Here is a 26852-nt window from a genome sequence, read left to right as displayed (position 1 = left end):
ACGGTCAGGGCGTTCATGCGGCGGTGCCCTCCTCCGCGGCCAGGTGGACGTGGATGATTCCGTCGTCGACGGTGACGCGGTGGGTGCCGACGGGGCGGCGTGCGGGCAGGCACGTCGGCCGGCCCGTACGGAGATCGAATGAGGCGGCGTGCAGCGGGCATTCGATCAGACAGCCCTCCAGCCAGCCTTCCGAGAGGGAGGCGTCCTGGTGGGTGCAGGTGTCGTCGATGGCGTACAACTCGCCGTCGGCGTCGAACACCGCGATGGGCGGCGCGGTGTCGACACGGACGGATTCGCCCGCGGGGAGGTCGTCGAGGCGGCAGACGGGAATCATGGGCCCCCCTCTCGGTCTTGGACTCTTCGTCCGGGACCTCCTGGTCCAGGTGGGTCCGGAGACCTTTCGGATTCCGGACGCTTCGGTAACGAGCAGCCCATGACCACCACGTCCGGCCAGTGGTGGGAGGCGGGCATCTTCTACGACACCGAACCGGGCCTGGACCGGCCCGACCTGATGTACCACTACGGTTCGGTGCCGTTCGACATGAACACGGCTCGGCACGGGTTCCCGACGTCCGAGAACGCGTTCTGCCTCACGCCGAACGTCACGCGCGCGAAGTCTCGCGGCACGGTGCGACTGCGCACCCGGGACTACCGGGACAAGCCGATGGTCGATCCGCGGTACTTCACACACGAGCACGACGTGCGCGTGATGACATACGGGCTGAAGCTGGCGCGGAAGATCGCGTCGCAGCCCGCGCTGAGCAGCTGGGCGGGCGCGGAGCTGGCCCCCGGGCCGGACGTCCGGACGGACGACGAGTTGCTCGACTACATCCACAAGACCCACAACACCGTCTACCACCCGTCCTGCACCGTGAAGATGGGCGCGGACGACGACTCCTCGGCCCCGCTCGACGCGCGGCTGCGGGTCAAGGGGGTCGAGGGGCTGCGGGTCGCGGACGGTTCGGTGATGCCGGATCTCATCTCCGTCAACCCCTGCATCACGACCATGATGATCGGCGAAAAGTGCGCGGACCTTGTGAAGGAGGACCGGACCTAGGCCCCCTGAGGCGCCGGGCGCTTGAACATCCGCGTCGCCGTGATCTCTGTATGCACGGCTTCCCCGGCGGGAGCCTCACGCGGCAGTCCCGGCCGGAGGTGTTCCTCCACGCTGATGTACTTCAGCCCGGCGCGCAGGTCAGCGTCGTTGCGCAGGCGGATGACGAGGGGGAACTCGGCAAGCGCGGTCGTGTCGAACAGGCCGGTGGTGTAGAGGAGTTGGACGCCGAGCGCGTCGGAGACGGCCCTCTGCAGCTCCAGGAGATAGGTCGCGTTGGCGCGTCCGATGGGGTTGTCGAGGAAGAGCGTGCCGGCGTGCCGGTGCTTGTCGCGGCCCCGGTCGTTGCTGCGCAGCGCGGCCATCGTGCAGTACAGCGCGATGGCCGCGGTGAGCAGCTGACCGCCGGAGAAGACGTCACCCATCTGTCCGACGGGGACGCGCTCGGCGCGCAGTACGGCGTCCGGCTTGAGGATCTCGACGGCGACGCCCTTCGGTTCGAGGGCGGCGCTGACTCCGCGCAGCAGCAGTGACATGCCGTCGCGCCGCATGTCGGAGTTCTTCTTGACCGCCGCGCGGGTGGCCTCGTCGACGACCTCGCCGAGCCGCTCGGCGAGCGTGGCCTGATCGGGCTCCTCGAAGCGGATGCGCAGGAACTCCTGCCCGGACCACTCGCCGAGCCCCTCCGGCAGCCGGGACAGCCGCTGCGCGGACCGCAGGGTGGCGAGCGACGACTCCACCAGCCCCCGCAGCCGGTCCACGATCGAGTCCCGGTTGCGCTCCAGCTGCGCCAACTCGTCGGTCAGCACCCGCAGTCGGGGTGCGAAGGCGTCCGCCCACTTCTGGGCGTGCTCGGGCAGCGCGGACGCGGGCAGCTCGCGGATCTGCTGCCGGGCAGGGGTGCGCACCTGCTCGTAGCGGTTGGAGTTGGCATGCCGTACGAGGATGTCGCTCGCCTCGCGCACGGCGCCCTCGGCCGCGGAGAGGTCGGCGGCGCAGCCGCGCAGGGAGCGGCGGGTCTCGGCGGCGGAGTGCCGGGCCTCTTCGAGGGTGCCGGGGTAGGGCTCGGGCTCCTCCTGCTCCTCGTCGGAGTGCTCCCGCAGCAGGTCCCTGAGCAGGGCGGCCGTCTCGTCGAAGCCACCGGCCGCGTCCTCGGCGGCGCGGTGCGCGTCGAGCAGCTCGGAGTGCGCCTCACGCGCCTGGCCGAGTGCCTCGGCGCGGGAGGCGAGTTCACCGGTGGCCATGCGCAGCAGCGACTGCGCGTGCTCGGCGTCGCGCGGGACCAGCTCCTGCGACAGCTCGGTGTGGGCCTCGCCGTCCTCGGGCGCGTGCCGCTCGGCCTCGCCGCGCAGCCGTCCGAGCTGCTCGCTCGCGGTGGACATGCGGGTCTCCAGGAGCTGCACGAGCTCCTCGGCGCGGGCGGCCGCGGCCTGCCGGGACGGCCCGTCGGAACCGTCCGGCGCCTGAAGGAGCTGTGCGGCGCGGGTGCGCACCTTGTTGCTGAGCCGGTCCAGCTCTGCCAGGGCCGCGGTTTCGTCGCTCTCGGCGCGGGCCTGCTCGGCGCGCAGGTCGGCGCCGACGCCGACCTTCTCGTACAGCTGTGACGCGGCCCGGTAGGCCTCGCGCAGGGCGGGCAGCGACGACTTCGCCGTCTGCGACGCGTCCTCCGGTACGTCGTCGGGGGCGCCCGCGATCTCGGCGCGCTCGGCGCGCAGCGCGCGGGCCGTGCGGCGGGCGTCGTCGGCGGCGCGCTGGGCGGCGCGGCGGTCCTCGTCGGCGGCGCGGGCGCGCTCCAGGCAGACCTGGGCGCGGGCCTCCGACTCGGTGGCCTCGTCGGCGAGTTCGCGCACCTTGACCTGCCAGCCGGCGCGTTCACGCAGGCGGAAGGCGAGTCCGGCGAGCGCGTCGGCCGCACGCCGGGCGCGCTGGGCGGCGTCCTGGCGTTCATCGCGCACGAGGGCCGCCTCGGCCGCCGCCTCGTCGGCCTCGGCCCGCACGGTGCGCGCCTCGGCGAGCTCGGCCTCGGCCTCCTCGGCGAACGCGCGCGCGTCCCGGGCGGCCGCGGCCAGTTCGACGAGCCGCCCGGTGGGGCAGCCGGTGCGCCAGGAGGCGAGGCGCGCCGCGAGCTCACGGTCCTTGCCGAGCCGGGCCGCCAGGGTGCGGATCTCCTCGTCCCGCTCGGTCGCTCGGGTACGCAGCGCCTGCCGTTCCTCGTCGGCGGCGTGCTCGTCGTGCATGGCCGGGTTCGGCGGTACGAGGAAGACGCCGCCGTCGCCCGCGTCGGCGGCCGGGGTCGGGGCGAGCAGCGCGGCGGCCGTACCGACGGCGACGGCGGAGCGCGGCAGCAGCGCCGCTTCGCTGAGCACCTCACGGGCCCGCGCGTGGGTGTCCGGGTCGGTGATGATCACGCCGTCGACGAGCTCGGGCCTGGCGGCCAGCACGCGCGCGTGGTCGACGGGGTCGACGGCCTGCGCGAGATAGCGCCAGCCGGGCAGGGCCGGGATGCCGTGCTCACCGAGGTACTCGACCGTGGCCAGCACGTCAGGGCCGGGCGGCAGGAGTCCGCCGTCGCCGAGGGCGCCGAGGATCCGGGCGTCGTCGGCCGCGGCGGTGCGCAGCTCGAAGAGCTGGCGCTCGGCGGAGGCGACCGCGTCGTCGAGCAGCTCGCGCAGTTCGTCGGCGTACTGGTCCAACTCCTCGGGCGTGAAGGCGCCTTCGGTCTCCGCCCAGACGTCGGCGGAGGTGCCGCGAGCGCCTCGGCCGGTATCGCCGCTCCTGCCGTGGCCGGCGGAGGCAGCGGCGTCCCCGGCCGACCGGGGCACCGGTACCCCGCCGTGCCGCGTTCCGGCGGCACCCGGCAGGCTGAGCAGCTCCGCGAGCCGCTCCTCCCCCGCCAGTGCCTCGGCCGTACGGCGCTCGCCGTCGTACGCGAGCTCGGCCGCCGTCGCCGCGTCCGCCGCGCGGGCGGCCGTCAGCTCGGCGCGGGACTCGGCGGACGCCGCCTCGCGGGCGTGCTCCGAGGCCCGTCGCGAGGCCTCCCGCGCGGTGTCCCACGCCGCGACGGCCGTCTTCTCGGCGTCGCTGGCGGCGAGGGCGGCGCGGGCCGGGTCGGCGTCGGGGGCGCTGTCGTCGAGCCAGCCCGCGCGGACCGCCTCGGCGGTCTCCTGCTCGACCTCGCTCAGGCGCTGACGCAGATGTCCGACCTCGCTGCGGGCGCGCTGAGCGGCGGTGGCCGCGGCGGTGGAGTCGGCGTACGCGGTCTCGCCGACCTCCTGGAGTCCGGCGGAGCGCTCCTCCTCCTCGTTGGCGAGCGCCTCGGCGCCCTCGGCGGCGCGGTGCAGCGCGCGGACGAGGTCGACGGCGGCCTTGGCACGGGCGGCGAGCGCGGGGGCGGCGTCCCGCTCGGCCTCGAGGATCGCGGCGGCCACGCGCGCTGAGCGGTCGGCGGCGGCACGGTGCCTCAGTACGAGCTCGGCGGCCTGCCAGGAGGAGTGCAGGGTGCGCGCGTCGGCCAGTTCGCGCTTCTGCGCGGCCGCCGACTTCTCGGCCCCGGCGAGCGCCAGCGAGGCGTGCCGGTAGGCGAGTTCGGCGGCGATGAGGGCGCTGCGCTCGCGTGCGCCCTCGGAGTGGGTGACGGCATACGCGGCGGCGGTCACGCGCTGTGCGAGTTCACCGGCGCGGACACGCTCACGCACGGCTCGCGCGGACAGCCGCCTGGCCAGGGTGCGGGTGCGACGCTCGGCGCCCGCGTGGATGTCACGCGCACGTGCCCGTGCCTCGGCGGCCTCGACGATCCGGCCGAGCAGATCCACGGACCCCGCCGTGAAGTCCCGCTCGGCGATCAGCTCGGCGCGCCGCCCCAGCTTGTTGCCGAAGCCGCCGACCAGGTCGGCGAGCCCGTCGGTGTCCCGGGTGTCGGTGACCGCGCGCAGCAGCAGGTCGGTGAAGTCGGAGTCCTTCTTGACCGCGAAGAGACCGGCGGCCTCACCCTCATCGGCGTTCATCTCCCGCTGGTAGCGGAAGAGTTCGGGGTCGAGGCCGAGGTCCGTCAGATGCTCGTTCCAGCGGTCGTGGATCTCCTCCCAGTGCACTTCGAGGTGCGGATACGCCTTTCCGGCCTCGGTGAGGGCGTCGCGGAAGCCCTTCATGGTGCGCCGCCGTCCCTGCGCACCGGAGGCGCCCTCGACGGGCGGCCGGACGACGGTCGCCTCGGCGACCGGCAGGTTGTCCAGGCTCAGGCCGGGACCGGGCCGGAAGGAGTACCAGGCTTCGGCGAACTTCCTCGGGTCGTTGGAGACCTGTCGTCCCCGCCACTCGCTGGCCTTGCCGACCACGACGCACTCGCCGGTCAGCGTGTGCTGCCACTCCAGCGTGACATGACCGCAGTCGTCGGCGAGCAGGAACTTGCGCAGCACTCCGGAGCTGGCGCCGCCCAAGGTGTTGCGGTGGCCCGGCAGCATCACCGAGAAGATCAGCTTGAGCAGCACCGACTTGCCGCCGCCGTTCTCCAGGAAGAGCACGCCCGCGGGCGCGGGCCGGCGCGGCGGCCCGACGGGCTCCTCCTCGAAGAACTCCGCCTGGGTGGGGGCGGGGTCGGGCACGGGCTCGCCGACGCCCCTCAGGTCAAGGACGGTGTCGGCATAGCGCGCCCCAGCAGGCCCGATGGAGTAGAGGCGGACCCGGGACAGCTCGTACATGGCGGCGGACTCTCGTAGTAAGTCTTCGGATACGTGAGGAAGGTCGGGGAGGGTCAGGAGTGGAACGGCAGTCCGGCGTCGGCCACCAGCTCCAGGTCGTCGGTGTGCTCGGCGGGCAGCAGCGTCGGGGTGCCGTCGGTCACCGGGACGACGCCCAGCTCGAGGAGCTCGGCCATCGCGGCGCTGCCCGCCATGTCCCGCACCTGGAGCTGATAGCGGGCCGTCGTCCGGTACGTCCCCCCGGAGTCGTCGCCGGTCCGCTGGAGGAATCCGGAGTCGGTGAGGAACGCGACGGCCTTGCCGATGATGCCGGTCGTCGAACCGGACAGTCTTCGCGCGTCCTTGGTGGCGCCGGTGGAGCTGCGCCGCGCCCAGATCCGCCAGGCCGCCTCAAGGCCGGGCGCCTCGGTCGCCGGATCGGTGTTCTCGCCCTGCTCCTCGGCCCGCTCCTCCAGGCGGCGGCAGGCCTGGCGTACGAACGCGTCGACGCCGTTGACCGAGACACGCCCGATGTACCCGTCGTCGGCGAGGTCCTCGGGGCGTGGGAAGGCCATCGCGGCGACGGCGAGGTGGGCTAGGCCGTGCAGGAAGCGGTCCGCGGAGTCGGCCGAGGTACGACGGGCGTAGTCGCCCATCCGCACGGCGAACACCGAGTCCTCGGCGGCCGTCACCGACATCCCCGCGCGCGGGGACACCTCCAGCACGACCAGCCCGAGCCCGGCGGCCACGGCGTCGGCGAGCCGGGCGAACGGCGGGTCCTCGCGGTAGCGTCGCAACAGCTCCGCGTACTCCTGGTCCCGCGCCGGCTGCAGCTTGGGCTGGAGCCCGAAGGCGACGAGCCGCGCCGCGTCGGCGGCGTCGGCGGGTGTGACGGGAGCGTTCGCCGGCGCGGCGACGGCATCCGGCTCACTCCACTCGACGTGCTGCTCGGTCACGACAGAGGCTCCTTGTACAGAGTTACGAGGCTGGGATTCACGACCGATCCGCCGCCATCCCCGCCGCGTCCAGCAAAGCCATCCCCACTATCAGATCGGCCCCGCCGAACTCGGGATCATCGAGCTCGACCCCGTCATCCACGGCGAACAGCAGCTTCTCCTCCCCCTGCCGATAGGCGGTACCGACCGGCGGGCTGGCCGCGTGAACGGCCAACAGGGCGACGAGGTAGGGCAGTTCGGGATCCCGGCGGCGCGCTTCGGCAAGCAGCCCGGACAGCCGTCGCGGTGCGTCCGCCGGCAGATCCAGCAGTTCCATCGCGGAAGCGAGCTGCTCCTCACTGAACCGGCTGTCGTCCGGCGTGGCGATCAGGTCCGGCTCGGGCATCTCCGCACCGAGGTGCTCCCGCTCCAGGGGCGGTGTCAGCAGGAGCTCGACAAGATCCCCCACCCGTACGGCCACCGGCGTACGCAGCCCCGTCCCGCGCGCGAAGAACGCGTCCGTCACGCGCCGCGCCTGTGCGACGGGCAGCGGCAGCACGGGCGCGACGAGGTGGCCGTAGAGGTCGATCCCCGAGGTCGTCATGGGTGTGGCGAAGGCCTGCCGGTCCTGCTCGGCGCGGAACAGGGGCCCGGCCTCCAGGAGCCGGGACTGCAGCTGCGTGTGCCGGCGGATGCAGTCCTTGACGATGTCGACGAGCTCGGCGGCGCGGCGCTTCTGCTCGGGGTCCTCGGACTCGTCGCGAGCCTTGCGGATGTTGGTGAGGATCGCGTTCTCGTGGCGGTAGCGGTCGGCGACGTGGTCGAGCGCCTCGGCGATCATGTCGGGCACGGCCTGGAGCCAGTCGACGGCCCGCACATTGCGCCTGGTCGCGTCGAGCGCCCTGCGGAGCGTCTCCGAGTACTGCACGGTCCGGTACCGGGCCTGCTCGGCGGCGAGCTGGGCGTCGGCGAGGCGGCCACGGCTGATCAGCACCTCCAGCTTGACCTCGGCGGCGATCTGCGCGCTGGTGACGTCGGTGTCGAGGGCGCCGACGAGGACGTTGACCGCCTCGTCCGTCGTACGGAGGTAGACGGTCCCCCCGTACCCGGGCACCTCCTCGATCAGCTTGAAGTCGTAGTCGCGGCGCACATAGGAGCCGTCGGGGGCGAAGGTGCCGTATACGGCCCGGAAGCCGCGGTCGACGCTGCCGACGTTGATCAGGTTCTCCAGGACCCACTTGGCCACGCGCTCGTGCTCGGCGACGGGGCGCTGCGGGGCCTGCGCCGCGATGCGCGGGATGAGCCGGGCCACTATCTGGTCGTGGTCGGCGCCCGTGTCGAAGTCCATGTTCAGTGTGACGAGGTCGATGGCGGCGAGGGCCACCTCGGCCATCCCGTAGACCGTGTACTCGCCCGCGAGATTCGCCTTGCGCACATCGAGGTCGTGCAGCGGCGCGGTGCATGCGAGCGCGCGCAGCCGCCGCGCCAGGCCCTCGTCGGCGGCCGGGCCCGGAGCGGGGCGCGGCCCCGCGCTGAGCTGGGGCGGAACGCTGTCCGTCGATGCAGGCGAAGTCACGGTGCACAGACTAGGTCCTCGGTCTGACAACGGTCGAAACGACGCAGAAGCGACCGCCGTCACACTGGCACCACGCAGCACGTCACACCCGGCTCCACGCAGCACGTCACACCCGGCTCCACGCAGCACGTCACGCCAGCTCCACGCAGCACGTCACACCGGCACCACGCAGCACGTCACACCGGCACCACGCAGCACGTCACGCCAGCTCCACGCAGCGCCTCGCGGTCGCCGCCTCGCGAGAGCGGCCGAGCGAACCGTCGCCGCGGCCGTCCCCGAGAATCACGACCCGGCTCAGCCGATCCCCTGTGCCCCGTCGGCGACCCGCCGCGCGTAGGCCTCCACGACCCCTGTGAGGGAATCGTCGAGATAGACCGCGAGCAGTTGCTCGGCCCCGTCGCGGTCGCCCGCCCGGAGCGTCTTGAGGATCTCATGGTTGCGCTCGAGGTACGGCTCGTGGAGCCGCCGCGGATCGGCCACCACATGGAAGGCGAGGCGCAGTTCGGCGAAGACGCTGCGCATCAGTTCGTCGGTGCGGTCGCTCCCGGCGAGCGCCACCAGCTCCCGGTGGAAGTGGATGTTGGCCGTACCGACGCCTTTCCAGTCACCTTCGCGCGCCGCCCGCTGCCCCTCGGCGACGGCCTGGGCGAGGTCGTCCACGGCGTACGGCGGCTCGCCGAGGCCACGGACCACGGCGCACTCGACGAGGGTGCGGGTGCGGTAGATGTCCTCGACGTCCTCGATGGTCAGCACCCGTACGAAGACCCCGCGGTTGAGCTCGTGCACCAGGAGTCGTTCGTGCGTGAGCAGCCGGAACGCCTCACGCAGTGTGTTGCGGGAGACGCCGAGCGCCCCGCCGATGCTGTCCTCGGACAGTCGGGTCCCGGGCGGGAAGTACCCCTCGGCGATACGGCTCCTGAGGATGTCCGAGACCCGCTCGGCGGTGCTGGTGCGGCCCAGCAGGGCGCGATCGTCGGCCAGTCCCGTCAGCTCTGCCATGCCCGGAATTCAATCGCAGAAATAAGAACGAAACAACACGGGTATTGAGGGATCGTTCAACGATCCTCTACCTTGCTACACACGGCGCCACTCGCTCGCCCGAGCGCCGACGGCTTCCGCACGGCACGGCTCAGTCCTCAAGCACCCTCCGTCCTCCTCCTGCGAGGTGCCCATGAGCACGACCCCTCCACCACAGGCCCTGACCACCGGCGCACACCCCAAGACGGATGAACTCACCCCGGACGACGGCGCGTTGGGCTGGCTGCGCGCCCTCGGTCCGCAGGGCCGCAGGGCCTTCGCCGGCGCGTTCGGCGGCTATGCCCTGGACTCGTACGACTACTTCACGCTGCCGCTGAGCATGGTCGCGTTGGCGGCGTACTTCGGCCTGGACAGCGGCCAGACCGGACTGTTCACGACCGTCACGCTGATCGTCTCGGCGGTCGGCGGCGCGATCGCGGGTGTGGTCGCGGACCGGATCGGACGCGTCAAGGCACTGATGATCACCGTGATCACGTACGCGGTATTCACGGTGGCCTGCGGTTTCGCGCCCAACTACGAGACGCTGCTGGCTTTCCGTGCCCTTCAAGGCCTCGGTTTCGGCGGTGAGTGGGCGGTCGGCGCGATCCTGGTCGCCGAGTACTCGACCGCCAGGCACCGGGGGCGCACACTCGGGGCGATCCAGAGCTCCTGGGCCGTCGGCTGGGGGCTGGCGGTGGTCGTCTACACGCTGGTCTTCCAGTTCCTCGGCGACGACCTCGCCTGGCGCGTGATGTTCTGGACCGGAGCGCTGCCCGCACTGCTCGTCGTATGGGTGCGGCGCCGGGTGCAGGACGCCCCGGAGGCGGCCGCCGTGCGCGAGAAGAGCGCCGAGAAGGGCTCGTTCGCCGCCATCTTCAAGCCCGCCTCGGCCGACGGCCCCGGCCTGCTGCGCACCACCTTCTTCGCGGTCCTGCTCTCCACCGGCGTCCAGGGCGGCTACTACACGCTGGCCACCTGGGTGCCCACGTACCTGAAGACGGAGCGCGGCCTGTCCGTCGTCGGCACCGGCAGCTACCTCACGTTCCTGATCTCCGGGGCCTTCATCGGCTACCTCACCGGCGGCTACCTCACCGACAAACTGGGCCGCAAACGGAACATCCTGCTCTTCGCGATCCTCTCCGCGGCCTGCATCCTCACCTACGCCAACATCCCGAGCGGTGCCAACACGCTTCTCCTTGTGCTCGGTTTCCCGCTCGGCTTCTGCATGTCGGCGATCTTCAGCGGGTTCGGCTCCTTCCTCAGCGAGCTGTACCCGTCGGCGGTGCGCGGCACGGGGCAGGGCTTCACGTACAACACCGGGCGTGCCGTGGGTGCCGCCTTCCCCACCACCGTCGGCTTCCTGGCCGACAGTTGGGGTGTGGGCGGCGCCCTGGTCTTCGGCGCGATCGGCTACGCCCTCGCCGCCCTGGCACTGATCGGACTCCCCGAGACGCGTGGGAAGGAACTCCTGTGAAGCACACCGTCCAGGAACGCCCTTCGAGCCTCCTCCACATCGACGGCCACGCACACGCGTGGACCCCCAAGGAGGCGCGCGCCCGGTTCCGTTCGGGCGTGTCCGGCCCCACCGCAGGAGTCGCCGCCGGCCACACCCAGGCGAACTTGATCTCGGTGCCCGCCGAATGGGCGTACGACATGCTCCTGTTCTGCACGCGCAACCCGAAGTCCTGCCCAGTCCTCGACGTGACGGACGCCGGCTCCTTCACCACGCCGCTCGCCCAGGGCGCGGATCTGCGCACCGACCTGCCGCGTTACCGGGTGTGGGAGCACGGCGAGTTGATCGACGAGCCCACGGACGTGCTCGACCGCTGGCGCGGCGACCTGGTGTCGTTCCTCATCGGATGCAGCTTCACCTTCGAGTGGGCGCTGACCGAGGCGGGCGTCCCGATGCGCCACATCGAGCAGGGCCGCAACGTCTCCATGTACGTGACGGAGCGCGAGTGCCGCACCGCCGGGCGGCTGCACGGACCGATGGTGGTGTCGATGCGCCCGGTCCCTCCCGAGCATGTGGCCGCCGCGATCAGGGAGAGCAGCCTGCTGCCCGCCGTGCACGGCAGCCCGGTGCACTGCGGCGAGCCGTCGGTCCTGGGCATCGAGGATCTCTCGCGCCCCGACTTCGGTGATCCGGTGGACGCCGCCCCGGGCGACATCCCGGTGTTCTGGGCCTGCGGAGTGACGCCCCAGGCAGCCGTGATGGCGTCCCGGCCACCCTTCGCGATCACCCACGCACCGGGCCGGATGTTCCTCACCGACGCCCGCGACGAGCAGTACCGCGTGGCCTGAGAACGACCTACGAAGGAGAGACTGCACCTCATGACCCCGATCGACCTCAACGCCGACCTCGGCGAGGGCTTCGGCCGCTGGCGGCTGACCGACGACGAACAGCTGCTGTCCGTCGTCACCAGCGCCAATGTGGCCTGCGGCTTCCACGCCGGGGACGCGGCCACCATGCGGCGGGTGTGCGAGCTGGCGGCCGAGCGGCGTGTACGGATCGGCGCCCAGGTCTCCTACCGCGACCTGGCGGGCTTCGGGCGGCGCGCGATGGACGTGCCGCCCGACGAGCTGGCTGCCGAAGTGGCCTACCAGATCGGCGCCTTGGAGGTCTTCGCACGCGCGGCCGGGGCGTGCGTGTCGTACGTGAAACCGCATGGCGCGCTCTACAACCGGGTCGTGCACGACGAGGAGCAGGCGGCGGCGGTCGTCGAGGGCGTGCTGCTCGCCGACGCCGCCCTGCCCGTCCTCGGTCTCCCGGCCTCCCGGTTCCTGAAACTGGCCGAGCAGGCCGGACTGCCCACCGCCACGGAGGCGTTCGCGGACCGCGCCTACACCGAGCAGGGCACCCTGGTGCCCCGCACCCAGGCCGACGCGGTGATCACGGACGCCGAGGCGGTCGTCGAACGCTCGCTGGGGCTGGCCCGCTTCGGCATGGTCACGTCCCACTCCGGGGCGCGCATCCCGGTCCGTGCCCGCTCGTTGTGCCTGCACGGCGACACCCCGGGCGCGGTGGACCTGGCACGTCGGGTCCGCGCGCGTCTGGAGTCCTCGGGCGTCCTCGTGAAGGCCTTCGTATGAGGGCTGTTCCGGCCGCCGACGACATGGCCGCCGACGACGCGAAGGCATCTCCGGACGTGAGCGGCACGAGGGCGCTGCCGGTCGGTGACCACGCCCTGCTCGTCGAGGTCTCCTCGGGCGCGGCGGCGCAGGCCCTGCACGCCGAACTGCTGCGCCGCCGCGCCGAGGGCTCGCTCGCGGTCGCGGAGATCGTCCCCGCGGCCCGCACGGTCCTCCTGGACGGTCTGGAAGACCCCCGGCGGCTGGCGGAGCAGCTCCCCAGGTGGGAGATCCCGCCGCACGCCGTGCGCGCGGAGGAGGCGATCGAGATCCCCGTACGGTACGACGGTCCCGATCTGGCGGATGTCGCGGCTCTGTGGGGGGTGCTTGGGCACGAGGTGCCCGCGATCCACGCGGCGGCCGAGTTCCGTGTCGCCTTCTGCGGGTTCGCGCCCGGCTTCGGCTATCTCACGGGGCTGCCGGCCCGGTACGACGTGCCGCGCCGGGCGACTCCGCGGACGGCGGTTCCGGCGGGTTCCGTGGCGCTCGCGGGCCCGTACACGGGCGTCTACCCGCGCTCATCGCCGGGTGGCTGGCAGCTGATCGGCACGACGGACGCGGTGCTGTGGGACCACGCGCGCGTGCCGGCCGCGCTGCTCGCCCCGGGGACGCGCGTCCGGTTCGTACCAGTGGGGTGCTCATGACCGACCGGGCCCTCGCCGTCGTGCGCGCCGGGGCCCTGACCACCGTCCAGGACAGGGGCCGCCCCGGCCACGCCCACCTCGGCGTACCCCGTTCCGGCGCGCTGGACGCGCCCGCTGCGGCGCTGGCCAACCGGCTCGTCGGCAACCCTGTCGAGGCGGCCGTACTGGAGGCGACGCTCAACGGATGTGCCCTGCGTCCGCGTTCGGTGGTCACCGTGACCGTCACGGGCGCGCCCTGCCCGGTCACGGTGAACGGCCGTCCGGCGCCCTGGGGAGCGCCCGTGCGTGTCCCCGCCGGAGCGCTGCTGGACATCGGGCCGGCCCGCGCTGGGGTACGCAGTTACGTGGCCGTCGCCGGCGGAGTGGCCGTGGATCCGGTCCTCGGCAGCCGCTCCACGGACCTCCTCTCGGGGCTCGGTCCGCCGCCGCTCACGGACGACACGGTGCTGCCTCTGGGGCGCCCCGACGGCGTGCACACGCGCGTGGACGTGGTTCCGCATCCGGGTCCGCCCTCGGAGCTGGTCCTGCGGGTGACACCGGGGCCGCGCGACGACTGGTTCACGGCCTCGGCCCTGCGGACCCTGGCGACGGGCACCTATCGGGTGTCCTCCGCGAGCAACCGCATAGGGCTGCGTACGGAAGGGCCCTCACTGGAGAGGGCCGTTTCCGGCGAACTCCCCAGTGAGGGCATGGTGCTGGGTGCCGTGCAGGTGCCGCCCGACGGCAGACCGGTCGTCTTCCTCGCCGACCATCCGACCACCGGGGGGTACCCGGTGATCGCGGTGGTCCGTGGCGCCGACCTCCCCGCGGCCGCTCAGGCGGTCCCGGGCACGCCGGTGCGCTTCATGGTCGTACGCCGCCGCTGACGGGCTCCGGCCCACCGCCTCGAACCGTCATGCCGCGTCCGGCTGTTCCGCCACCGACAGGGCGGCCAGCGCGGACGCCACGGCGTGCGAGGCGCTGAGGTCGAGCCGGGCGCTGGTGCCGCGCGCCCGGTGGCGCGCCTCGGCGGCGGCCAGGGTGAGCAGTTGCGGCAGCAGGTCGGTGCACCGCCGGGCCACCCACCCCGTCCCCGCGGTGGCCAGCCACCACAGACTGGCCGACCGGGTGGGCGCGGGGAACTCCGGCTCGGCCGAGGGGGTGCCCCCGGTGACGATCCCCTCCTGTTCGAGCAACGCGTGGAAACGCAGGGCGAGTTGTCGGTGCCCCCGCTCCCCCGGGTGCAGCCGGTCCGCGCTCCACATCGCGCGGTCCGTCAGCCAGGCGCCCTCCGCCGCGTGCAGATGCACGGCTCCATGGCGCTCGGACAGTGCGTGCACGACCGTGTTGACGGCCCGCTGCCGCCGGGCCAGGGGCCTGGCCAGCACCCCCGGCAGCCCGAGCATCGTGCCGGGATCCGGCAGGCAGGCGGTCAGCAGGACGGCGTCCTGGGCCCGGAACGCCGCGTACACCCGGTCGAGCCGCGCGGCAACGGCGTGGATGTCGAAGGTGCAGCGAAGGGTGTCGTTCACACCGATCACGACGGACACCACGTCCGGACCCAGGGCCAGCGCCGCCGGGGTCTGCCGTTCCAGGACGTCGCGCGTCTGGGCGCCGCTCACCGCGAGGTTGGTGAACTCCACGGACGTGTCCCGGCCGTCGGACAGCCCGTCGACGAGCAGCGCGGCCCAGCCCCGCCAGGCCTCGCCGACGGGGTCGCCGACGCCCTCGGTCAGCGAGTCACCTAGGGCGACGAACCGAAGGGGTCTCATCCGACGCCCTCCTGGAGGCGGGGCCGGGACTCGACCACCGCGTCGTGCGCGGCGAGGAACGCCTCCACGGCGGTGCCCCAGCCGAAACACTCCGCACGCGCGCGTGCGGCTTCCCTGCGCGCGGCCTCGGGGCGTCCCAGGAGCAGGCGTACCGCGTCCGCGAAGGAGTCCCCGCTGTCCGCGGCGGTGGCTCCGGCGGACCCGACCACCTCCGGCAGCGCCGACACCGCGCTGGCCACCACGGGCGTACCGCAGGCCATCGCCTCCAGGGCGGCCAGCCCGAACGTCTCGGCGGGCCCCGGTGCCAGGCACACGTCGGCGGAGGCCTGCAACGCGCCGAGCAGCGCGCGGTCGGCGACATGCCCGAGGAAGGTGACGGGCAGCCGCCGCTCCCGGGCCCGCTGTTCGAGCCTGGTCCGCAGCGGCCCGTCCCCGGCGACGACGAGCACGGCACGCTCGCCGCGGCGCAGCAGCGCCTCCAGCGCGTCGAGCGCCGTACCGGGCCGCTTCTCGACGGACAGCCGGGAGCACATCACGAGCAGCACCTCGTCCGAGCGCGCGTACCGCTCGCGCACCCCGAGATCGCGCAGCCCGGGGTGCCGGCCGACCAGGTCGACGCCCAGTGGGGCCCGTACGACATTGCGGGCCCCGATGCGGACGAACTCGCGCTCCGCGAACTCCGTGGTGCACACGACCCGCGCGTAGGTGTGCGCCGTACGGATGTTGAGGGCGTCGGCGGCCTTGCGGGCCATTCCCTCGGAGAGCCCCCAGGTCCGCAGCACGCCGTCGGCGGTCTCGTGGGAGACCATGACCGCGGGCACCCGTGCGCGCCGCGCCCAGACCCCGGTCCAGCGCAGGGTGGTCCGGTCGGAGACTTCGAGGCGGTCGGGCGCGAGCGACTCCAGGAGGCGGGCGACCCGCCGCTTGTCCGTGAGTACGCGATAACCGCCGGTTCCGGGCAGCAGCGGACCGGGCAGCGTGATGACCCGCCCCTGCTCGGTCTCGCGGTCGGTGGCACGCTCGCCGGGGACGATGAGCACGGGCTCGTGTCCGGCGGCCAGGTAGCCGCTGCCGAGCTCCCGCAGGGCGGTGCGCAGACCGCCCGACGCGGGGGCGACGAAGTTGGCCAGCCGTACGATGCGCAGGCTCATGCCGCCACCACCGTCCGCGCGGAGAGCACGTCGGCGTAGTGGTCGATGAGCTGGTCGCCGACCGCCGCCCAGGTGCGGCCCTCGACGGTGGCCCGCCCGGCGGCGCCGTACGCCGCCCGGAGGGCCGGATCGACGGCGAGCGCCCACACCGCGTCGCGTACGGCGTCCTCGTCGCGGGGCGGCACCAGCAGCCCCGTACGGCCGTGTGCGACCAGGTCCAGCGGTCCGCCCGCGGCGGGTGCGACGACCGGTACGCCGCTGGCCATGGCCTCCTGGACCGTCTGGCAGAAGGTCTCGAAGGGGCCGGTGTGCGCGAAGACGTCCAGGGAGGCGAAGATCCGGGCGAGTTCGTCGCCGGTGCGACGCCCGAGGAAGACGGCGCCGGGAAGCGCCTCGCGCAGGGTCGTCTCGCTGGGCCCGTCGCCCACGATCACGACGCGTACGCCTTCCAGGCCGCAGGCTCCGGCGAGCAGTTCGACCTGCTTCTCGGGGGCGAGCCGGCCGACATAGCCGACGATCAGCTCGCCGTTCGGGGCCAGTTCACGCCTGAGGGCCTCGTCCCGGTGCTCGGGGCGGAAGCGGACGGTGTCCACGCCGCGCGGCCACAGCCGCACCCGGGGCACACCGTGTGCCTCCAGGTCGTGCAGGGCCGCGCTGGACGGGGCGAGCGTCCGGTCGGCGGCGGCGTGGACGGAGCGTATGCGCCGCCAGGCGGTGGCTTCGCCCGCGCCCACGTACGTACGGGCGTAACCGGCGAGGTCGGTCTGGTAGACGGCGACGGCGGGGACGCCGAGCCGGGCGGCGGCCGCCATGCCGCGGACGCCGAGGATGAAGGGGCTGGCCAGGTGGACGATGTCGGCGCGGTGTTCGGTGATCGCGGCGGCGACGCGTCGGCTGGGGAGGGCGACGCGGACCTGGGGGTAGCCGGGGAGCGGTAGGGAGGGGACACGGACGACGGGGCACGGCGCGAGAGCGTCGGGCCCGTGCCCGGCCGCCGTGGCCGGGGCGACGACGAGGGGAGCGTGACCGCGATCGACGAGGTGCCGGGCGGTCTGGAGCGCGCAGTGGGCCACGCCGTTCACATCGGGGGGAAAGGATTCGGTCACGATGACGACACGCATACCCGTGTTGTCGCCGTGCCGGACGTGGCCGCGTCAACGTCGATCTTTCCTGCCGGGGAACGCCCCGTGAGCGTTGTACTGCACGCTTTTCCAGGTCGGCGCGCGGCCACATCCTCCTGACCCGCGAGTCACTTCGTGTTCATACCGCGGGTGCGTCGGGCCCGATCCGGCTGCGTACGGCTGTCTGTACTTCCGCTTCCTCGGCCGGATCCGACGCCAGCCGCCGCAACTGATCGACCACGCGCGCGTCACCGGTTTCGGCGTGTCGAGCGGCCACCTCGCGGGTCGACTCCTCGCAGTCCCACAGGCACTCGACGGCGAAGCCGGCGGGGAAGGAGGGGTCGGTGGCGGCGAGGGCCCGGGCGGCTCGCCCGCGCAGATGGGACGACGCCGTCTCCCGGTAGACATGACGCAGTACGGGTGCGGCGCAGACGATGCCGAGGCGTCCGGCTCCGTCGACGAGGGTCCACAGTGTGGGTGCGTCGGGACCTTCGCCGCGTACGGCCTCACGCAGGGCGCCCAGCACCAGTTCGCTGTCCTTGGTGCCGCCCCGGCAGGCGAGCATCCGTCCCGCTGCGGCGCCGAGGGCGTCGGGCCGCCCGGCCCACCGTCGGGCCCGGTCGACGGCGGCGACACTGCGCATACGTTCGAACGCGTCGACGGCGGCCTCCCCGACGGTCGCCGTGCCGCCGGTCGCGGCGGCCTCGATCAGATCGAGAGCGTCCGGATCGTTGCTGTCGGCAAGGTAGCGCAAGGCGGTGCAGCGGGCTCCGTCGCCGCCGTCCCGGGCGGCCTGGAGAATCTCGGGCCGGTCCTCGGGGCCCGCGACGGCCGTGAGGCAGCGCGCGGCCGGCACATGGAGTGCGGCTCCGCGGTCGAGGCCCTGCTGGGCCCACTCGAACACGGCCCGCACGCTCCACCCCGGACGTGGTCCCGTGGGGCGCAGTTGCCGTTGCCATCGGTCGAAGGAGCCCTGTTCCTGGGCGGCCCGCACACGCGCGGCGATGGATTCGCGGGAGTCGTCCGCCCACAGCCGCCAGGGCCGGGGCTCGAAGGCGTCGCGCACCTGGGCGACGAGCGCGGCCTCGCCCTCCGGATCGGCCGGGAAGCGGGCGAGGACGGGCACGGCGAGGGCACGCAGACCCGCGTCGTCGTCGCGCAGGGCCAGCTCGTCCAGGGCCCAGGCCCAGTTGGTGCCCGAGGCGGCGTACCTGCGCAGCAGTTCCAGGGCGTCCCGCCTGCCGTACGAGGCGAGGTGGCCGAGGACCGCGAGGGCGAGTCCCGTGCGTGACTCGCAGTCGTCGAGGATGTCCTCGGCGTCGAAGAGGTGCCGCTCGATCTCGTCGAGCTCACCGCTCAGATCGAGGTAGAGACGGGCGTAGTACAGGGAGCGGTTCTCCACCTGCCAGTCGTGGCGGGGGTCGCGCAGCACACAGTGGTTCAGTGCCGCGAGCGCTTCGGCGCGCGGTGCGGTGAGCGCGTGCAGCGTGCCGTCGCCGCGGCCCCTCTGGAGCAGGCCGAGCAGCGTACCGCTGGGCGCTATGACCGGATCGAACATGGGAAACAGCCTCACATCAAGCGTCGACGCAACCGGGATCCTGCATTACCTGGCCGCGTGACAACACGTCGGAGCGCCCGCCGTTTCTTGCTTGCTGTAGACCATCTTCCTCTGCCTCTCGTTGGTGGGCCCATACGGGCCGCGTCACGGCCCGCGCGGTGCGGCAACATCTGCCCAGCCATCGCGTCCGTGAATCACGACGTCATGATGACTCGGCGGTTCTTCCTGCCGCGACCGTATTTCCGGCGGCCCCGTACCGCCTCCCCCGTTTTCGGTGTTGCACCTGGTCAGCGTGTTCGAATCAGTGCGCGCCGAACAATTCCAGAAGTTCCGTCTTGGCGAACATCCGGGCGGTGTCGACGGCCGAGGGGGTACCCGCGGCCGGGTCCGCGCCGCCGTCCAGTAGCGCGCGGATGACCGCCTCCTCGCCCTTGAAGACGGCCCCCGCGAGGGGCGTCTGGCCGCGGTCGTTGATGCGGTCGGCCTCGGCGCCGCGCTCCAGCAGGGCGCGCACCGCCTCGGCGTGGCCGTGGTAGGCGGCGAGCATCACCAGCGAGTCACCGCGGTCGTTGGTGAGGTTGGCCGGAACACCCGCGTCGACGTACGCCACGAGCGCCTCGGTCTCCCCTCGGCGCGCCAGATCGAAGATCTTGGTCGCCAGCTCCACGACTTCGGGGTCGGGGGCTTCACTCATCGGCCGGACCACCTCTCACAAGGACAACGACAGCTACGTCATGGGGACTGCGGGAGCGTACGACAGCGGGTGGGCTGTCATGCGCAGGTCCGTACGACAGCGATGTGTGCGGCCGTACGGGTGATTCGCCAGCGTACTGGCTCCGACGGCACATGACGGGCGCCGACCGAGGCAAAGATCACCACGAGCCTCACGAGAGCCGACAGAGAGCAACAGACCTGCCCAGGGGCTCCGGAACGGCTCCGCCGACTGGATGAAATCAGCCGAAATTCACTCAGTTGCACCTTTTATCGTATGGATACATCCTGTGATCCTGGAAGTACTCATGGTGACTGTCCCCACGAACCAGGAGAGCACAAATGATTCTGTCCATCTCAGGCGTCGTCCTGCTCGGCATCATCGTCTTCCTCTTCTTCCGCAAGGACGGACTCAAGGCGTCGCACGCCATGGTGTCCTCGCTCTTCGGTTTCTACCTCGCCAGCACGGCCATCGCGCCGAGCATCAAGGCAGGCGGGGAGAGCCTGGCGAGCCTCCTCGGCGGGATCAAGTTCTGACGTCCCTGCCCATCGCACGCACCTTCAGGAGACAGCAGTGGCCCGGCGCCCTCTCCCCCGCATCCTCAGCAACGGCAGCGCACAGATCGCCCGAAGCCGGGAGCTGGCCCGAACGGCAGCCGACAGCGCCACCGACGTCCTCCATCCACTGATCACGGTCACCCGTGGACTGCGCCGGCTGGCAGCCGCCGGCGGGCGCAAGTGGGCCGCCACCCCCAAGGACCGGCGCGGGCCGCTGCTGTTCCTGGTGGCCTCGGTGATCCTGGTCGTGGCGCTGGTGCCGTACGGACCGCTGCTCGCCGCCATCACCCTGATGGCGGCGGCAGCGTGGACGGGCCGCCAGCCGGTCTCGTCGGAGCCCACGGGCCCCGACGAAGCGCAGATCCAACGACTCCAGTCGTTGTACGACGCCCTCGTCCCGTACTTCTCCGTGGCCGAGGACCCGGCCCCTCTGTACGCCCACGGCGGCGACTGGGAGAAGGCCTTCCCCACGCACGACTTCGACGACGACGGCCGCGTGTCCCGGCTGCTCATCCGCTACCCGGCGTACTTCACGGACGGCGAGGCGGAGTCCCGGGCCCGGATCGAACAGCTTCTGCACGCCAAGTCGGGCCGCGGTCGCGAGTACCACTTCGACTGGGACGAGGAGGGCAACGAGCTCACCGTCACCGTCCTCCCTCCGCTCCCCACCGACATCGCCGCCCAGCGATTCGTCACCTCACCCGGCGAGGCGGTCCTTGGCTTCACCGACCCGGCCGACGTCCAGCGCACGCTCCCCCTCACCTACGGTGAGGAACAGCGCGACGTTCCCCCGGTCGTCTGGCGCACCGGCATCCGCTCCACCGAGCCGCATCTGCTGATCGCCGGCGATCCAGGCAGCGGCACGACCACACTCGTGCGTTCCATCGCGCTCCAGGCCCTTCAGTACGGCGATGTCGTCATCGTCGAGGGCGGCGGCACCGGCGAGTACGCGTGCCTGACCGGCCGGGCCGGCGTCCTCGCCGTCGAGTCCGGCCTCGCCGGGGCGCTCGCGAGTCTGGAGTGGGCCGCGAACGAGACGGAGCGGAGGCTGATCTCCGCCAACCGTGCGCGGCAGGCGGGGCACCCCGCCCCCGACGACACCAAGAACCCCCTGTGGATCCTGCTCGACCGGCCGAGCGCGCTCGGCCACTTCGCCGCCGCCGACGGCCGCAACGATCCCCAGGCACTCCTTCAGGTCCCGCTCCGGCACGGGCGCGCGGCGGGCGTCACGGTCGTCATCGCCGAGCAGTTCGAGGATCTCGAGGCGCTCAGCGAGGCCGTGCACCAGCACACCCGCGCGCGCGTGGTCCTCGGCCCGGCGTCTCCGGTCCAGCTGGAAGCCGTCCTCGGCGCGCCGCCGCACACCACTCCCACGCGGGATGTGCCGCCCGGCCGCGGGTACGCCCGGCTGGGTGCGGGTCCCGTCCTGCGCCTCCAGGTTCCGGCTACGCCGGACCCCTACGACGACGCCACCAGCGAGACCCATCGACGCGCTGTCCTCGACCTGCTGCCGGAACGCACGACTCCGACGGAGGCGGACCTGATCCCTGCGGAGGCCGCGGTGGCGGAGGGCTGAGCGAGCTCCCTGGTGGTGGGGTTCGGCTGCTGGTGAGTGGGGTCTGGTCGCGCAGTTCCCCGCGCCCCTGGGCGGGGGCGGCGGCACCGGCCCGCAGCCGACGAACCCACCCGGGGTCCGGTCGGCTGCTAGGCCACGAACGTACGGGGCGCTTCGTTGCCCCCGGTCGCGCCCGTTTTCACCAAGTGCGCCGCCACGGCCAACCGGACCGCCGCCTCCTCGGCCACCGCACCCCCCACGGTGAACGGCAGCCGCACATACCCTTCGAAGGCGCCGTCGACCCCGAACCGCGGCCCGGAGGGCACCCGTACCCCCACCCGTTCGCCCGCCTCGGCGATCCGCGACCCGGACAGCCCGCCGGTGCGCACCCACAGCGTCAGCCCGCCCCGCGGAACGACGAACTCCCAGTCGGGCAGCTCACGGCGCACGGCGGCGACGAGCGCGTCCCGGTTCTCCCGGGCCTGCGCACGCCGGATCTCCACGGCCCGCTCCCATCCCCCGGTGCTGAACAGCCAGTTCACTGCCAACTGCTCCAGCACCGGCGTTCCGAGGTCGGCGTACGCGCGCGCGGCGACGAGACTGCGGATGACATCGGGGGCCGCACGGACCCACCCGATCCGCATCCCCGCCCAGAACGCCTTGCTGGCCGACCCCACGGTGATGACCGTGGACCCGGAGGGGTCGAAGCCGCACACGGGGCGGGGCATCGACAGCCCCTCCTCCAAATACAGCTCGCTCATCGTTTCGTCGACCACCAGTACGGTCCCCGCGGACCGCGCCGCGTCCACCAGGCGGCGCCGCTGGTCCTCGTCCGCGAGTGCTCCCGTCGGGTTGTGGAAGTCGGCGACGACGTACGCGAGCCGGGGTGCGGCGTCGCGCAGGACCTGGCGCCAACGCTCCACGTCCCATCCGGCAAGCCCCTCGGCCATCGCGACGGGGACGAGCCGGGCGCCCGCCTCCCGCATCAGCTGGAGGATGTTGGCGTAGGAGGGGGACTCGACGGCGATGCGTTCGCCGCGCCCGGCGAAGAGATGACAGATGGCGTCGATCGCGCCCATCGCGCCGGTCGTCACCATGATCTGCTCGGGCATGGTCGGAATGCCGCGCGCGGTGTACCCCTCGGCGATCATCGCGCGCAGCGCGGGCAGCCCCGCCGGATAGTCGCCGTGCGTGTGCGCGTACGGTGGCAGCTCCTCCAGGGCGCCCTGCACGGCACGGGTGAGCCAGGGCTCCGGCGCGGGGAGTGACGCGCAGCCGAGGTCGATCATGGAGCCGAGGGCCTCGGGCGGCAGCGGTTCGAGGCCGCGCGCGGGCAGCGGGTTCCCGGCGGGGACGGCGGTCCAACTGCCCGCTCCCCTGCGGGACTCCAGGAACCCTTCGCCGCGCAGCGCCTCGTAGGCCGCGGCGACCGTCGTACGGCTGACGGAGAGGGACAGCGCGAGCTCCCGCTCGGCGGGCAGCCGCGCGGCGACCGGAACCCGGCCTTCGAGGACGAGCAGCCGGATGCCGTCGGCGAGCGCGCGATAGGCGGGCGGACGGCGGGTGCCGGGCCCCGCGGGGCGCTCCTGCTGGGAGTTGAGCAGCCGGGCGAGCTGCGCGGCACCCATCGCCGAAGTCCACTGCGTCATGATTCCCAGTCCACCTTCCTCGGATTGGCCTTGGATGGCGCCTTCCTTCAGGCCACAGAATGTCACGAGCCAGGCCACCATCACCACCGCGGGTCATCCCGGGCCATCACGGGTCATCACCACAGGGGGCACCTCTTGTCCACACGCGCCGACTCCCCACACCGGGAACGCAAGGGATCCGGGCGACGGCTTCCGCGTCGCCTCGCCCAGCTGTACGTGGGCCTCGCACTGTACGGCGCGAGTTCGGCCCTGCTGGTGGAGTCGGGCCTCGGTCTGGAGCCCTGGAACGTGCTGCACCAGGGGCTCGCCGAGCTGACCGGTCTGACGATCGGCGTGGTGTCGATCTTCGTGGGCGCGGCGGTGCTGCTCCTGTGGATCCCGCTGCGCCAGCGCCCGGGCCTCGGCACGGTCTCCAACGTGTTCGTGGTCGGTATCGCCATGGACGGCACCCTCGCCCTGGTGCCGGACGCCCACACCTTGGCCGTACGGATTCCGCTGCTCGTGGCGGGCATCGTGCTGAACGGCGTGGCGACGGGCCTCTACATCTCGGCCGGCTTCGGTCCGGGCCCCCGTGACGGTCTGATGACGGGCCTGCACCTGCGTACGGGGCGCTCGGTACGGCTGGTACGCACGGTCCTGGAGGTGGCGGTCGTCGCGACCGGATTCGCGCTCGGCGGCACGGTCGGCATCGGCACGGTGCTGTACGCCGTGGCGATCGGGCCGGTCGCCCAGCTCTTCCTGCGCGTGTTCGCCGTCCGCCCGGCACCGGGCGGCAGCACCGTCGTTGCCGTCGGTCAACCGGAGCGAGCGATACTTCCAGGGTGAGCCCGCGCATACGTCACCCGTACCTCGACCACCCCGGCCCGATCCCCTTCGCCCACCGGGGCGGCGCGGCGGACGGCCTGGAGAACACCGTCGCCCAGTTCCGCCGCGCGGTGGAAGCGGGCTACCGCTACATCGAGACGGATGTGCACGCGACGTCGGACGGCAAGCTCGTCGCCTTCCACGACGTGACCCTGGACCGGGTGACGGACGGCGCGGGCCGGATCGCGGACCTTCCCTGGGAGGACGTGCGCCACGCGCGCGTGGCGGGCAAGGAACCGGTCCCCCTCTTCGAGGAGCTCCTCGAAACCTTTCCCGACGTCCGCTGGAACGTCGACGTCAAGGCCGAGCCCGCCCTCCACCCCCTGCTGAACCTCATCGGCCGCCTCGACGCCTGGGACCGCGTCTGCGTCGGCTCGTTCTCCGAGGCGCGGGTCTTCCGCGCCCAGCGTCTGGCCGGACCTCGTCTGGCGACCTCGTACGGCACCAAGGGTGTCCTGGGGCTGCGGCTGCGCTCGTACGGCATCCCGGCCGCGCTGCGCGACTCGGCGATCGCCGCCCAGGTGCCCGAGTCCCAGTCGGGCGTGCCGGTGGTCGACCGGCGCTTCGTGCGCGCCGCCCACGCGCGCGGCCTGCAGGTCCACGTGTGGACGGTCAACGAATCCGATCGGATGCACCGGCTCCTGGACCTGGGCGTCGATGGCATCATGACCGATCACATCGACACGCTGCGCAGGGTCCTGGAGGACCGGGGCACCTGGGTCTGAGCCCTCTCGCGCGGTCCGTTCAGCGGGAAGCGAGGGGCACGGGTGGGCACCGAAACCGTGCGGGCACAGGCGACCGACGAGGTCACCGAACGGCGGCGCGAGCAGCGCGGCTGGTACTTCTACGACTGGGCGTGCTCCGTCTACTCGACGAGCGTGCTCACCGTTTTCCTGGGGCCCTATCTCACGTCCGTCGCCAAGCACGCGGCGGACGCGGACGGCTTCGTCCATCCGCTGGGCATCCCGGTCCGCGCCGGCTCCTTCTTCGCCTACGCGGTCTCGGCGTCCGTCATTCTGTCGATCTTCGTGATGCCGATGGCGGGCGCGGCCGCCGACCGCACCGGCCGCAAGAAGCCCCTGCTCGCCCTCTGCGCCTATCTCGGCGCCACGGCCACCACGGGCATGTTCTTCCTGGACGGCGACCGCTATCTGCTCGGCGGTCTGCTGCTGATCGTCGCCAACGCCTCGGTGGCCGTGTCGATGGTGCTGTACAACTCCTACCTGCCGCAGATCGCCCCGCCCGAGGAGCGTGACGCGGTCTCGTCCCGCGGCTGGGCCTTCGGCTACGCGGCGGGCTCGCTCATGCTGGTCGTGAACCTGGTCCTGTACTCGGCTCACGACTCCTTCGGTGTCTCCGAGTCGACGGCCGTCCGCGTCTGTCTGGCCTCGGCGGGCATCTGGTGGGGCGCCTTCACCCTCGTGCCGCTGAAGCGGCTGCGGGACCGGCCCACGGCATCCGCGGGTCAGGCGTCGGGACACGGATGGCGGCAGCTGGCGGCCACCGTTCGCGACATGCGGGGCAAACCGCTCACCCTCGCCTTCCTGTTCGCCTACCTCGTCTACAACGACGGCATCCAGACGGTCATCTCGCAGGCGTCGGTGTACGGATCGGAGGAGCTGGGCCTGAGCCAGTCGACCCTGATCGTCGCCGTACTGCTGGTGCAGGTGCTCGCGGTCGGGGGCGCCCTGGGGATGGGACGGCTCGCACGGACGTACGGCGCGAAGCGCACGATCCTCGGCTCGCTCGTCGCCTGGACCGTGACGCTGGGCGCCGGGTACTTCCTGCCGGCGGGCGCACCCGTCTGGTTCTTCGTCCTGGCCGCCGGGATCGGCCTGGTCCTGGGCGGCAGCCAGGCACTCTCGCGCTCGCTGTTCTCCCATCTGGTGCCGACCGGGAAGGAGGCCGAGTACTTCTCCGCGTACGAGATGAGCGACCGGGGGATGAGCTGGCTCGGCCCGCTTCTGTTCGGTTTGACCTACCAGCTGACGGGAAGTTATCGGGACGCGATCATCTCGCTCGTGGCCTTCTTCGTCATCGGATTCGTGCTGCTGGCGAGGGTTCCGGTGCGGCAGGCCGTGCACGACGCGGGTAATCCCGTACCGGACAGGATTTAGCACCTGAGGCCAAAGGCCGGTAGTGTACGCGTTTGGCCTGCCAGGCGTACCGTTACTGCGCGTCAAAGATACTGAAGCGTTGGGTGACATCTGCTGCCAGATGTGACAAACCGGGCGCCGGTGGGTACAACAAGGGGCGGCTACGACGGCGACGCATGACCCGGAACGGGAATCTTTACCGCCGACCGGACGTTGACCGGATGACGACGACAGCGACACCTGTCCTGTGGGCGACAAGCCCGGGAGGCACGATTCATGAGTGAGCGAGCTCTTCGCGGCACGCGCCTCGTGGTGACCAGCTACGAGACGGACCGCGGCATCGACCTGGCCCCGCGCCAGGCCGTGGAGTACGCATGCGAGAAGGGGCATCGGTTTGAGATGCCCTTCTCGGTCGAGGCGGAGATTCCGCCGGAGTGGGAGTGCAAGGTCTGCGGGGCCCAGGCACTCCTGGTGGACGGCGACGGCCCTGAGGAAAAGAAGGCCAAGCCCGCGCGTACGCATTGGGACATGCTGATGGAGCGGCGCACCCGAGAGGAGCTCGAAGAGGTCCTCGAGGAGCGCCTGGCCGTTCTGCGCTCCGGCGCGATGAACATCGCGGTGCATCCGCGGGACAGCCGCAAGTCCGCCTAACCCCTCCGGGGGCTGGGCGGCATACCACGCACTCAGCCGCGAGCGCCGTACGAAAGTCGTACGGGGCCCGCGGCTCTGTGCGTTGTGCGCGCCCCCTCAGGGGCGCGGGGAAGTGCGCGACCAGCCCCCACCGGCCCGCAGGTGAGACCCACGGGC

The 26852-nt window shown here is 72.4% G+C and carries 22 protein-coding genes and 1 pseudogene; 12 read left to right on the top strand and 11 right to left on the bottom strand.

Features of this window, described 5'->3' with window-relative positions:
* Positions 1-13 precede the first annotated feature (13 nt).
* Positions 14-334, bottom strand: a complete 321-nt coding sequence (locus SMIR_RS32980; protein ID WP_168489963.1) for a bifunctional 3-phenylpropionate/cinnamic acid dioxygenase ferredoxin subunit — start codon at positions 332-334, stop codon at positions 14-16.
* Between the two features lie 90 nt (positions 335-424).
* Between SMIR_RS32980 and SMIR_RS32975 the strand changes: the two are divergent.
* A pseudogene (locus SMIR_RS32975) lies at positions 425-1057 on the top strand (GMC family oxidoreductase); the annotation flags it as partial.
* On the opposite strand, the gene SMIR_RS32970 reads toward SMIR_RS32975, so the two are convergent.
* From SMIR_RS32970 to SMIR_RS32955, 4 genes are all read right to left on the bottom strand, one after another.
* Positions 1054-5751: a coiled-coil domain-containing protein gene (locus tag SMIR_RS32970; protein WP_168489964.1), complete on the bottom strand. Its 4698-nt coding sequence runs from the start codon at positions 5749-5751 to the stop codon at positions 1054-1056. The pseudogene SMIR_RS32975 and the gene SMIR_RS32970 overlap by 4 nt on opposite strands.
* Before the next feature lie 53 nt (positions 5752-5804).
* Entirely contained in the window at positions 5805-6686 is an 882-nt protein-coding gene (locus SMIR_RS32965) for a hypothetical protein (protein WP_212727723.1), read from the bottom strand.
* Between the two features lie 37 nt (positions 6687-6723).
* A complete protein-coding gene (locus SMIR_RS32960) occupies positions 6724-8241 on the bottom strand; it encodes a hypothetical protein (protein WP_168489966.1) in 1518 nt (505 codons plus the stop codon).
* Positions 8242-8535: 294 nt separating this feature from the next.
* A complete protein-coding gene (locus tag SMIR_RS32955; RefSeq protein WP_168489967.1) occupies positions 8536-9240 on the bottom strand; it encodes a GntR family transcriptional regulator in 705 nt (234 codons plus the stop codon).
* A 172-nt stretch (positions 9241-9412) separates the two neighbouring features.
* Here SMIR_RS32955 and SMIR_RS32950 point away from each other — a divergent pair, with 172 nt between their 5' ends.
* The 5 genes from SMIR_RS32950 to SMIR_RS32930 are packed head-to-tail and all read left to right on the top strand — an operon-like array spanning position 9413 to position 13897.
* Entirely contained in the window at positions 9413-10732 is a 1320-nt protein-coding gene (locus tag SMIR_RS32950) for an MFS transporter (protein WP_212727722.1), read from the top strand.
* The gene (locus SMIR_RS32945; protein WP_168489969.1) at positions 10729-11559 is read left to right on the top strand and encodes a putative hydro-lyase; all 831 of its coding nucleotides are present in this window, start codon (positions 10729-10731) and stop codon (positions 11557-11559) included. The genes SMIR_RS32950 and SMIR_RS32945 overlap by 4 nt, the downstream gene beginning before the upstream one ends.
* A gap of 30 nt (positions 11560-11589) precedes the next feature.
* Positions 11590-12348 carry a LamB/YcsF family protein gene (locus SMIR_RS32940; RefSeq protein WP_212727721.1) on the top strand — a complete coding sequence of 253 codons (759 nt, stop codon included), beginning with the start codon at positions 11590-11592 and terminating at the stop codon, positions 12346-12348.
* Between the two features lie 23 nt (positions 12349-12371).
* Positions 12372-13031, top strand: coding sequence for a 5-oxoprolinase subunit PxpB (gene pxpB, locus SMIR_RS32935; protein ID WP_212728442.1), 660 nt, complete (start codon positions 12372-12374; stop codon positions 13029-13031).
* A complete protein-coding gene (locus SMIR_RS32930) occupies positions 13028-13897 on the top strand; it encodes a 5-oxoprolinase subunit C family protein (RefSeq protein ID WP_212727720.1) in 870 nt (289 codons plus the stop codon). Before pxpB ends, SMIR_RS32930 begins: the two co-directional genes overlap by 4 nt.
* A 27-nt stretch (positions 13898-13924) precedes the next feature.
* On the opposite strand, the gene SMIR_RS32925 is transcribed toward SMIR_RS32930, so the two are convergent.
* The 5 genes from SMIR_RS32925 to SMIR_RS32905 form a co-directional block, all read right to left on the bottom strand.
* Entirely contained in the window at positions 13925-14782 is an 858-nt protein-coding gene (locus tag SMIR_RS32925) for an SGNH/GDSL hydrolase family protein (protein ID WP_212727719.1), read from the bottom strand.
* The gene (locus tag SMIR_RS32920) at positions 14779-15933 is read right to left on the bottom strand and encodes a glycosyltransferase (protein WP_168489972.1); all 1155 of its coding nucleotides are present in this window, start codon (positions 15931-15933) and stop codon (positions 14779-14781) included. The genes SMIR_RS32925 and SMIR_RS32920 overlap by 4 nt, the downstream gene beginning before the upstream one ends.
* On the bottom strand, positions 15930-17054 hold the full coding sequence (locus SMIR_RS32915) for a glycosyltransferase family 4 protein (protein ID WP_168489973.1): 1125 nt from the start codon (positions 17052-17054) through the stop codon (positions 15930-15932). Before SMIR_RS32915 ends, SMIR_RS32920 begins: the two co-directional genes overlap by 4 nt.
* 139 nt (positions 17055-17193) lie before the next feature.
* Entirely contained in the window at positions 17194-18612 is a 1419-nt protein-coding gene (locus SMIR_RS32910; RefSeq protein ID WP_101408285.1) for a HEAT repeat domain-containing protein, read from the bottom strand.
* A 301-nt stretch (positions 18613-18913) separates the two neighbouring features.
* A complete protein-coding gene (locus tag SMIR_RS32905) occupies positions 18914-19306 on the bottom strand; it encodes an ankyrin repeat domain-containing protein (protein ID WP_168489974.1) in 393 nt (130 codons plus the stop codon).
* A gap of 359 nt (positions 19307-19665) precedes the next feature.
* On the opposite strand from SMIR_RS32905, the gene SMIR_RS32900 reads away from it, so the two are divergent.
* Together SMIR_RS32900 and SMIR_RS32895 are read left to right on the top strand one after the other, a co-directional pair.
* Entirely contained in the window at positions 19666-19860 is a 195-nt protein-coding gene (locus SMIR_RS32900; protein ID WP_054236250.1) for a hypothetical protein, read from the top strand.
* A 37-nt stretch (positions 19861-19897) separates the two neighbouring features.
* Entirely contained in the window at positions 19898-21457 is a 1560-nt protein-coding gene (locus SMIR_RS32895; protein WP_168489975.1) for a P-loop NTPase family protein, read from the top strand.
* Positions 21458-21585: 128 nt separating this feature from the next.
* On the opposite strand, the gene SMIR_RS32890 is transcribed toward SMIR_RS32895, so the two are convergent.
* The gene (locus tag SMIR_RS32890) at positions 21586-23085 is read right to left on the bottom strand and encodes an SCO1417 family PLP biosynthesis transcription factor (RefSeq protein ID WP_212727718.1); all 1500 of its coding nucleotides are present in this window, start codon (positions 23083-23085) and stop codon (positions 21586-21588) included.
* 135 nt (positions 23086-23220) lie between these two features.
* Here SMIR_RS32890 and yczE point away from each other — a divergent pair, with 135 nt between their 5' ends.
* The 4 genes from yczE to SMIR_RS32870 all read left to right on the top strand — a co-directional run bounded on the left by yczE (position 23221) and on the right by SMIR_RS32870 (position 26696).
* Positions 23221-23910 (top strand): membrane protein YczE, encoded by a 690-nt coding sequence (yczE, locus tag SMIR_RS32885; protein ID WP_168489976.1) that lies wholly within the window; start codon positions 23221-23223, stop codon positions 23908-23910.
* A complete protein-coding gene (locus tag SMIR_RS32880; RefSeq protein WP_168489977.1) occupies positions 23907-24674 on the top strand; it encodes a glycerophosphodiester phosphodiesterase family protein in 768 nt (255 codons plus the stop codon). The genes yczE and SMIR_RS32880 overlap by 4 nt, the downstream gene beginning before the upstream one ends.
* Positions 24675-24716: 42 nt before the next feature.
* Complete coding sequence (locus tag SMIR_RS32875) at positions 24717-26066, top strand: MFS transporter (protein ID WP_212727717.1); 1350 nt, start codon at positions 24717-24719, stop codon at positions 26064-26066.
* Between the two features lie 255 nt (positions 26067-26321).
* Positions 26322-26696: an RNA polymerase-binding protein RbpA gene (locus SMIR_RS32870; protein ID WP_003977404.1), complete on the top strand. Its 375-nt coding sequence runs from the start codon at positions 26322-26324 to the stop codon at positions 26694-26696.
* Positions 26697-26852: the final 156 nt, after the last annotated feature.

Source organism: Streptomyces mirabilis (genome assembly GCF_018310535.1).
In the GTDB taxonomy this organism is placed as follows: Bacteria; Actinomycetota; Actinomycetes; order Streptomycetales; family Streptomycetaceae; genus Streptomyces.
The sequence above is the reverse complement of the archived record's forward strand: the minus strand, read 5'-3'. Positions and strand labels throughout refer to the sequence as shown.

Bases quoted from the DNA above. Each gene is read 5' to 3' on its own strand.
- SMIR_RS32980 (WP_168489963.1), bottom strand. From the start codon at position 334: ATGATTCCCGTCTGCCGCCTCGACGACCTCCCCGCGGGCGAATCCGTC.
- SMIR_RS32970 (WP_168489964.1), bottom strand. From the start codon at position 5,751: ATGTACGAGCTGTCCCGGGTCCGCCTCTACTCCATCGGGCCTGCTGGG.
- SMIR_RS32955 (WP_168489967.1), bottom strand. From the start codon at position 9,240: ATGGCAGAGCTGACGGGACTGGCCGACGATCGCGCCCTGCTGGGCCGC.
- SMIR_RS32950 (WP_212727722.1), top strand. From the start codon at position 9,413: ATGAGCACGACCCCTCCACCACAGGCCCTGACCACCGGCGCACACCCC.
- SMIR_RS32940 (WP_212727721.1), top strand. From the start codon at position 11,590: ATGACCCCGATCGACCTCAACGCCGACCTCGGCGAGGGCTTCGGCCGC.
- pxpB (WP_212728442.1), top strand. From the start codon at position 12,372: ATGGCCGCCGACGACGCGAAGGCATCTCCGGACGTGAGCGGCACGAGG.
- SMIR_RS32930 (WP_212727720.1), top strand. From the start codon at position 13,028: ATGACCGACCGGGCCCTCGCCGTCGTGCGCGCCGGGGCCCTGACCACC.
- SMIR_RS32925 (WP_212727719.1), bottom strand. From the start codon at position 14,782: ATGAGACCCCTTCGGTTCGTCGCCCTAGGTGACTCGCTGACCGAGGGC.
- SMIR_RS32920 (WP_168489972.1), bottom strand. From the start codon at position 15,933: ATGAGCCTGCGCATCGTACGGCTGGCCAACTTCGTCGCCCCCGCGTCG.
- SMIR_RS32915 (WP_168489973.1), bottom strand. From the start codon at position 17,054: ATGCGTGTCGTCATCGTGACCGAATCCTTTCCCCCCGATGTGAACGGC.
- SMIR_RS32910 (WP_101408285.1), bottom strand. From the start codon at position 18,612: ATGTTCGATCCGGTCATAGCGCCCAGCGGTACGCTGCTCGGCCTGCTC.
- SMIR_RS32905 (WP_168489974.1), bottom strand. From the start codon at position 19,306: ATGAGTGAAGCCCCCGACCCCGAAGTCGTGGAGCTGGCGACCAAGATC.
- SMIR_RS32900 (WP_054236250.1), top strand. From the start codon at position 19,666: ATGATTCTGTCCATCTCAGGCGTCGTCCTGCTCGGCATCATCGTCTTC.
- SMIR_RS32890 (WP_212727718.1), bottom strand. From the start codon at position 23,085: ATGACGCAGTGGACTTCGGCGATGGGTGCCGCGCAGCTCGCCCGGCTG.
- SMIR_RS32870 (WP_003977404.1), top strand. From the start codon at position 26,322: ATGAGTGAGCGAGCTCTTCGCGGCACGCGCCTCGTGGTGACCAGCTAC.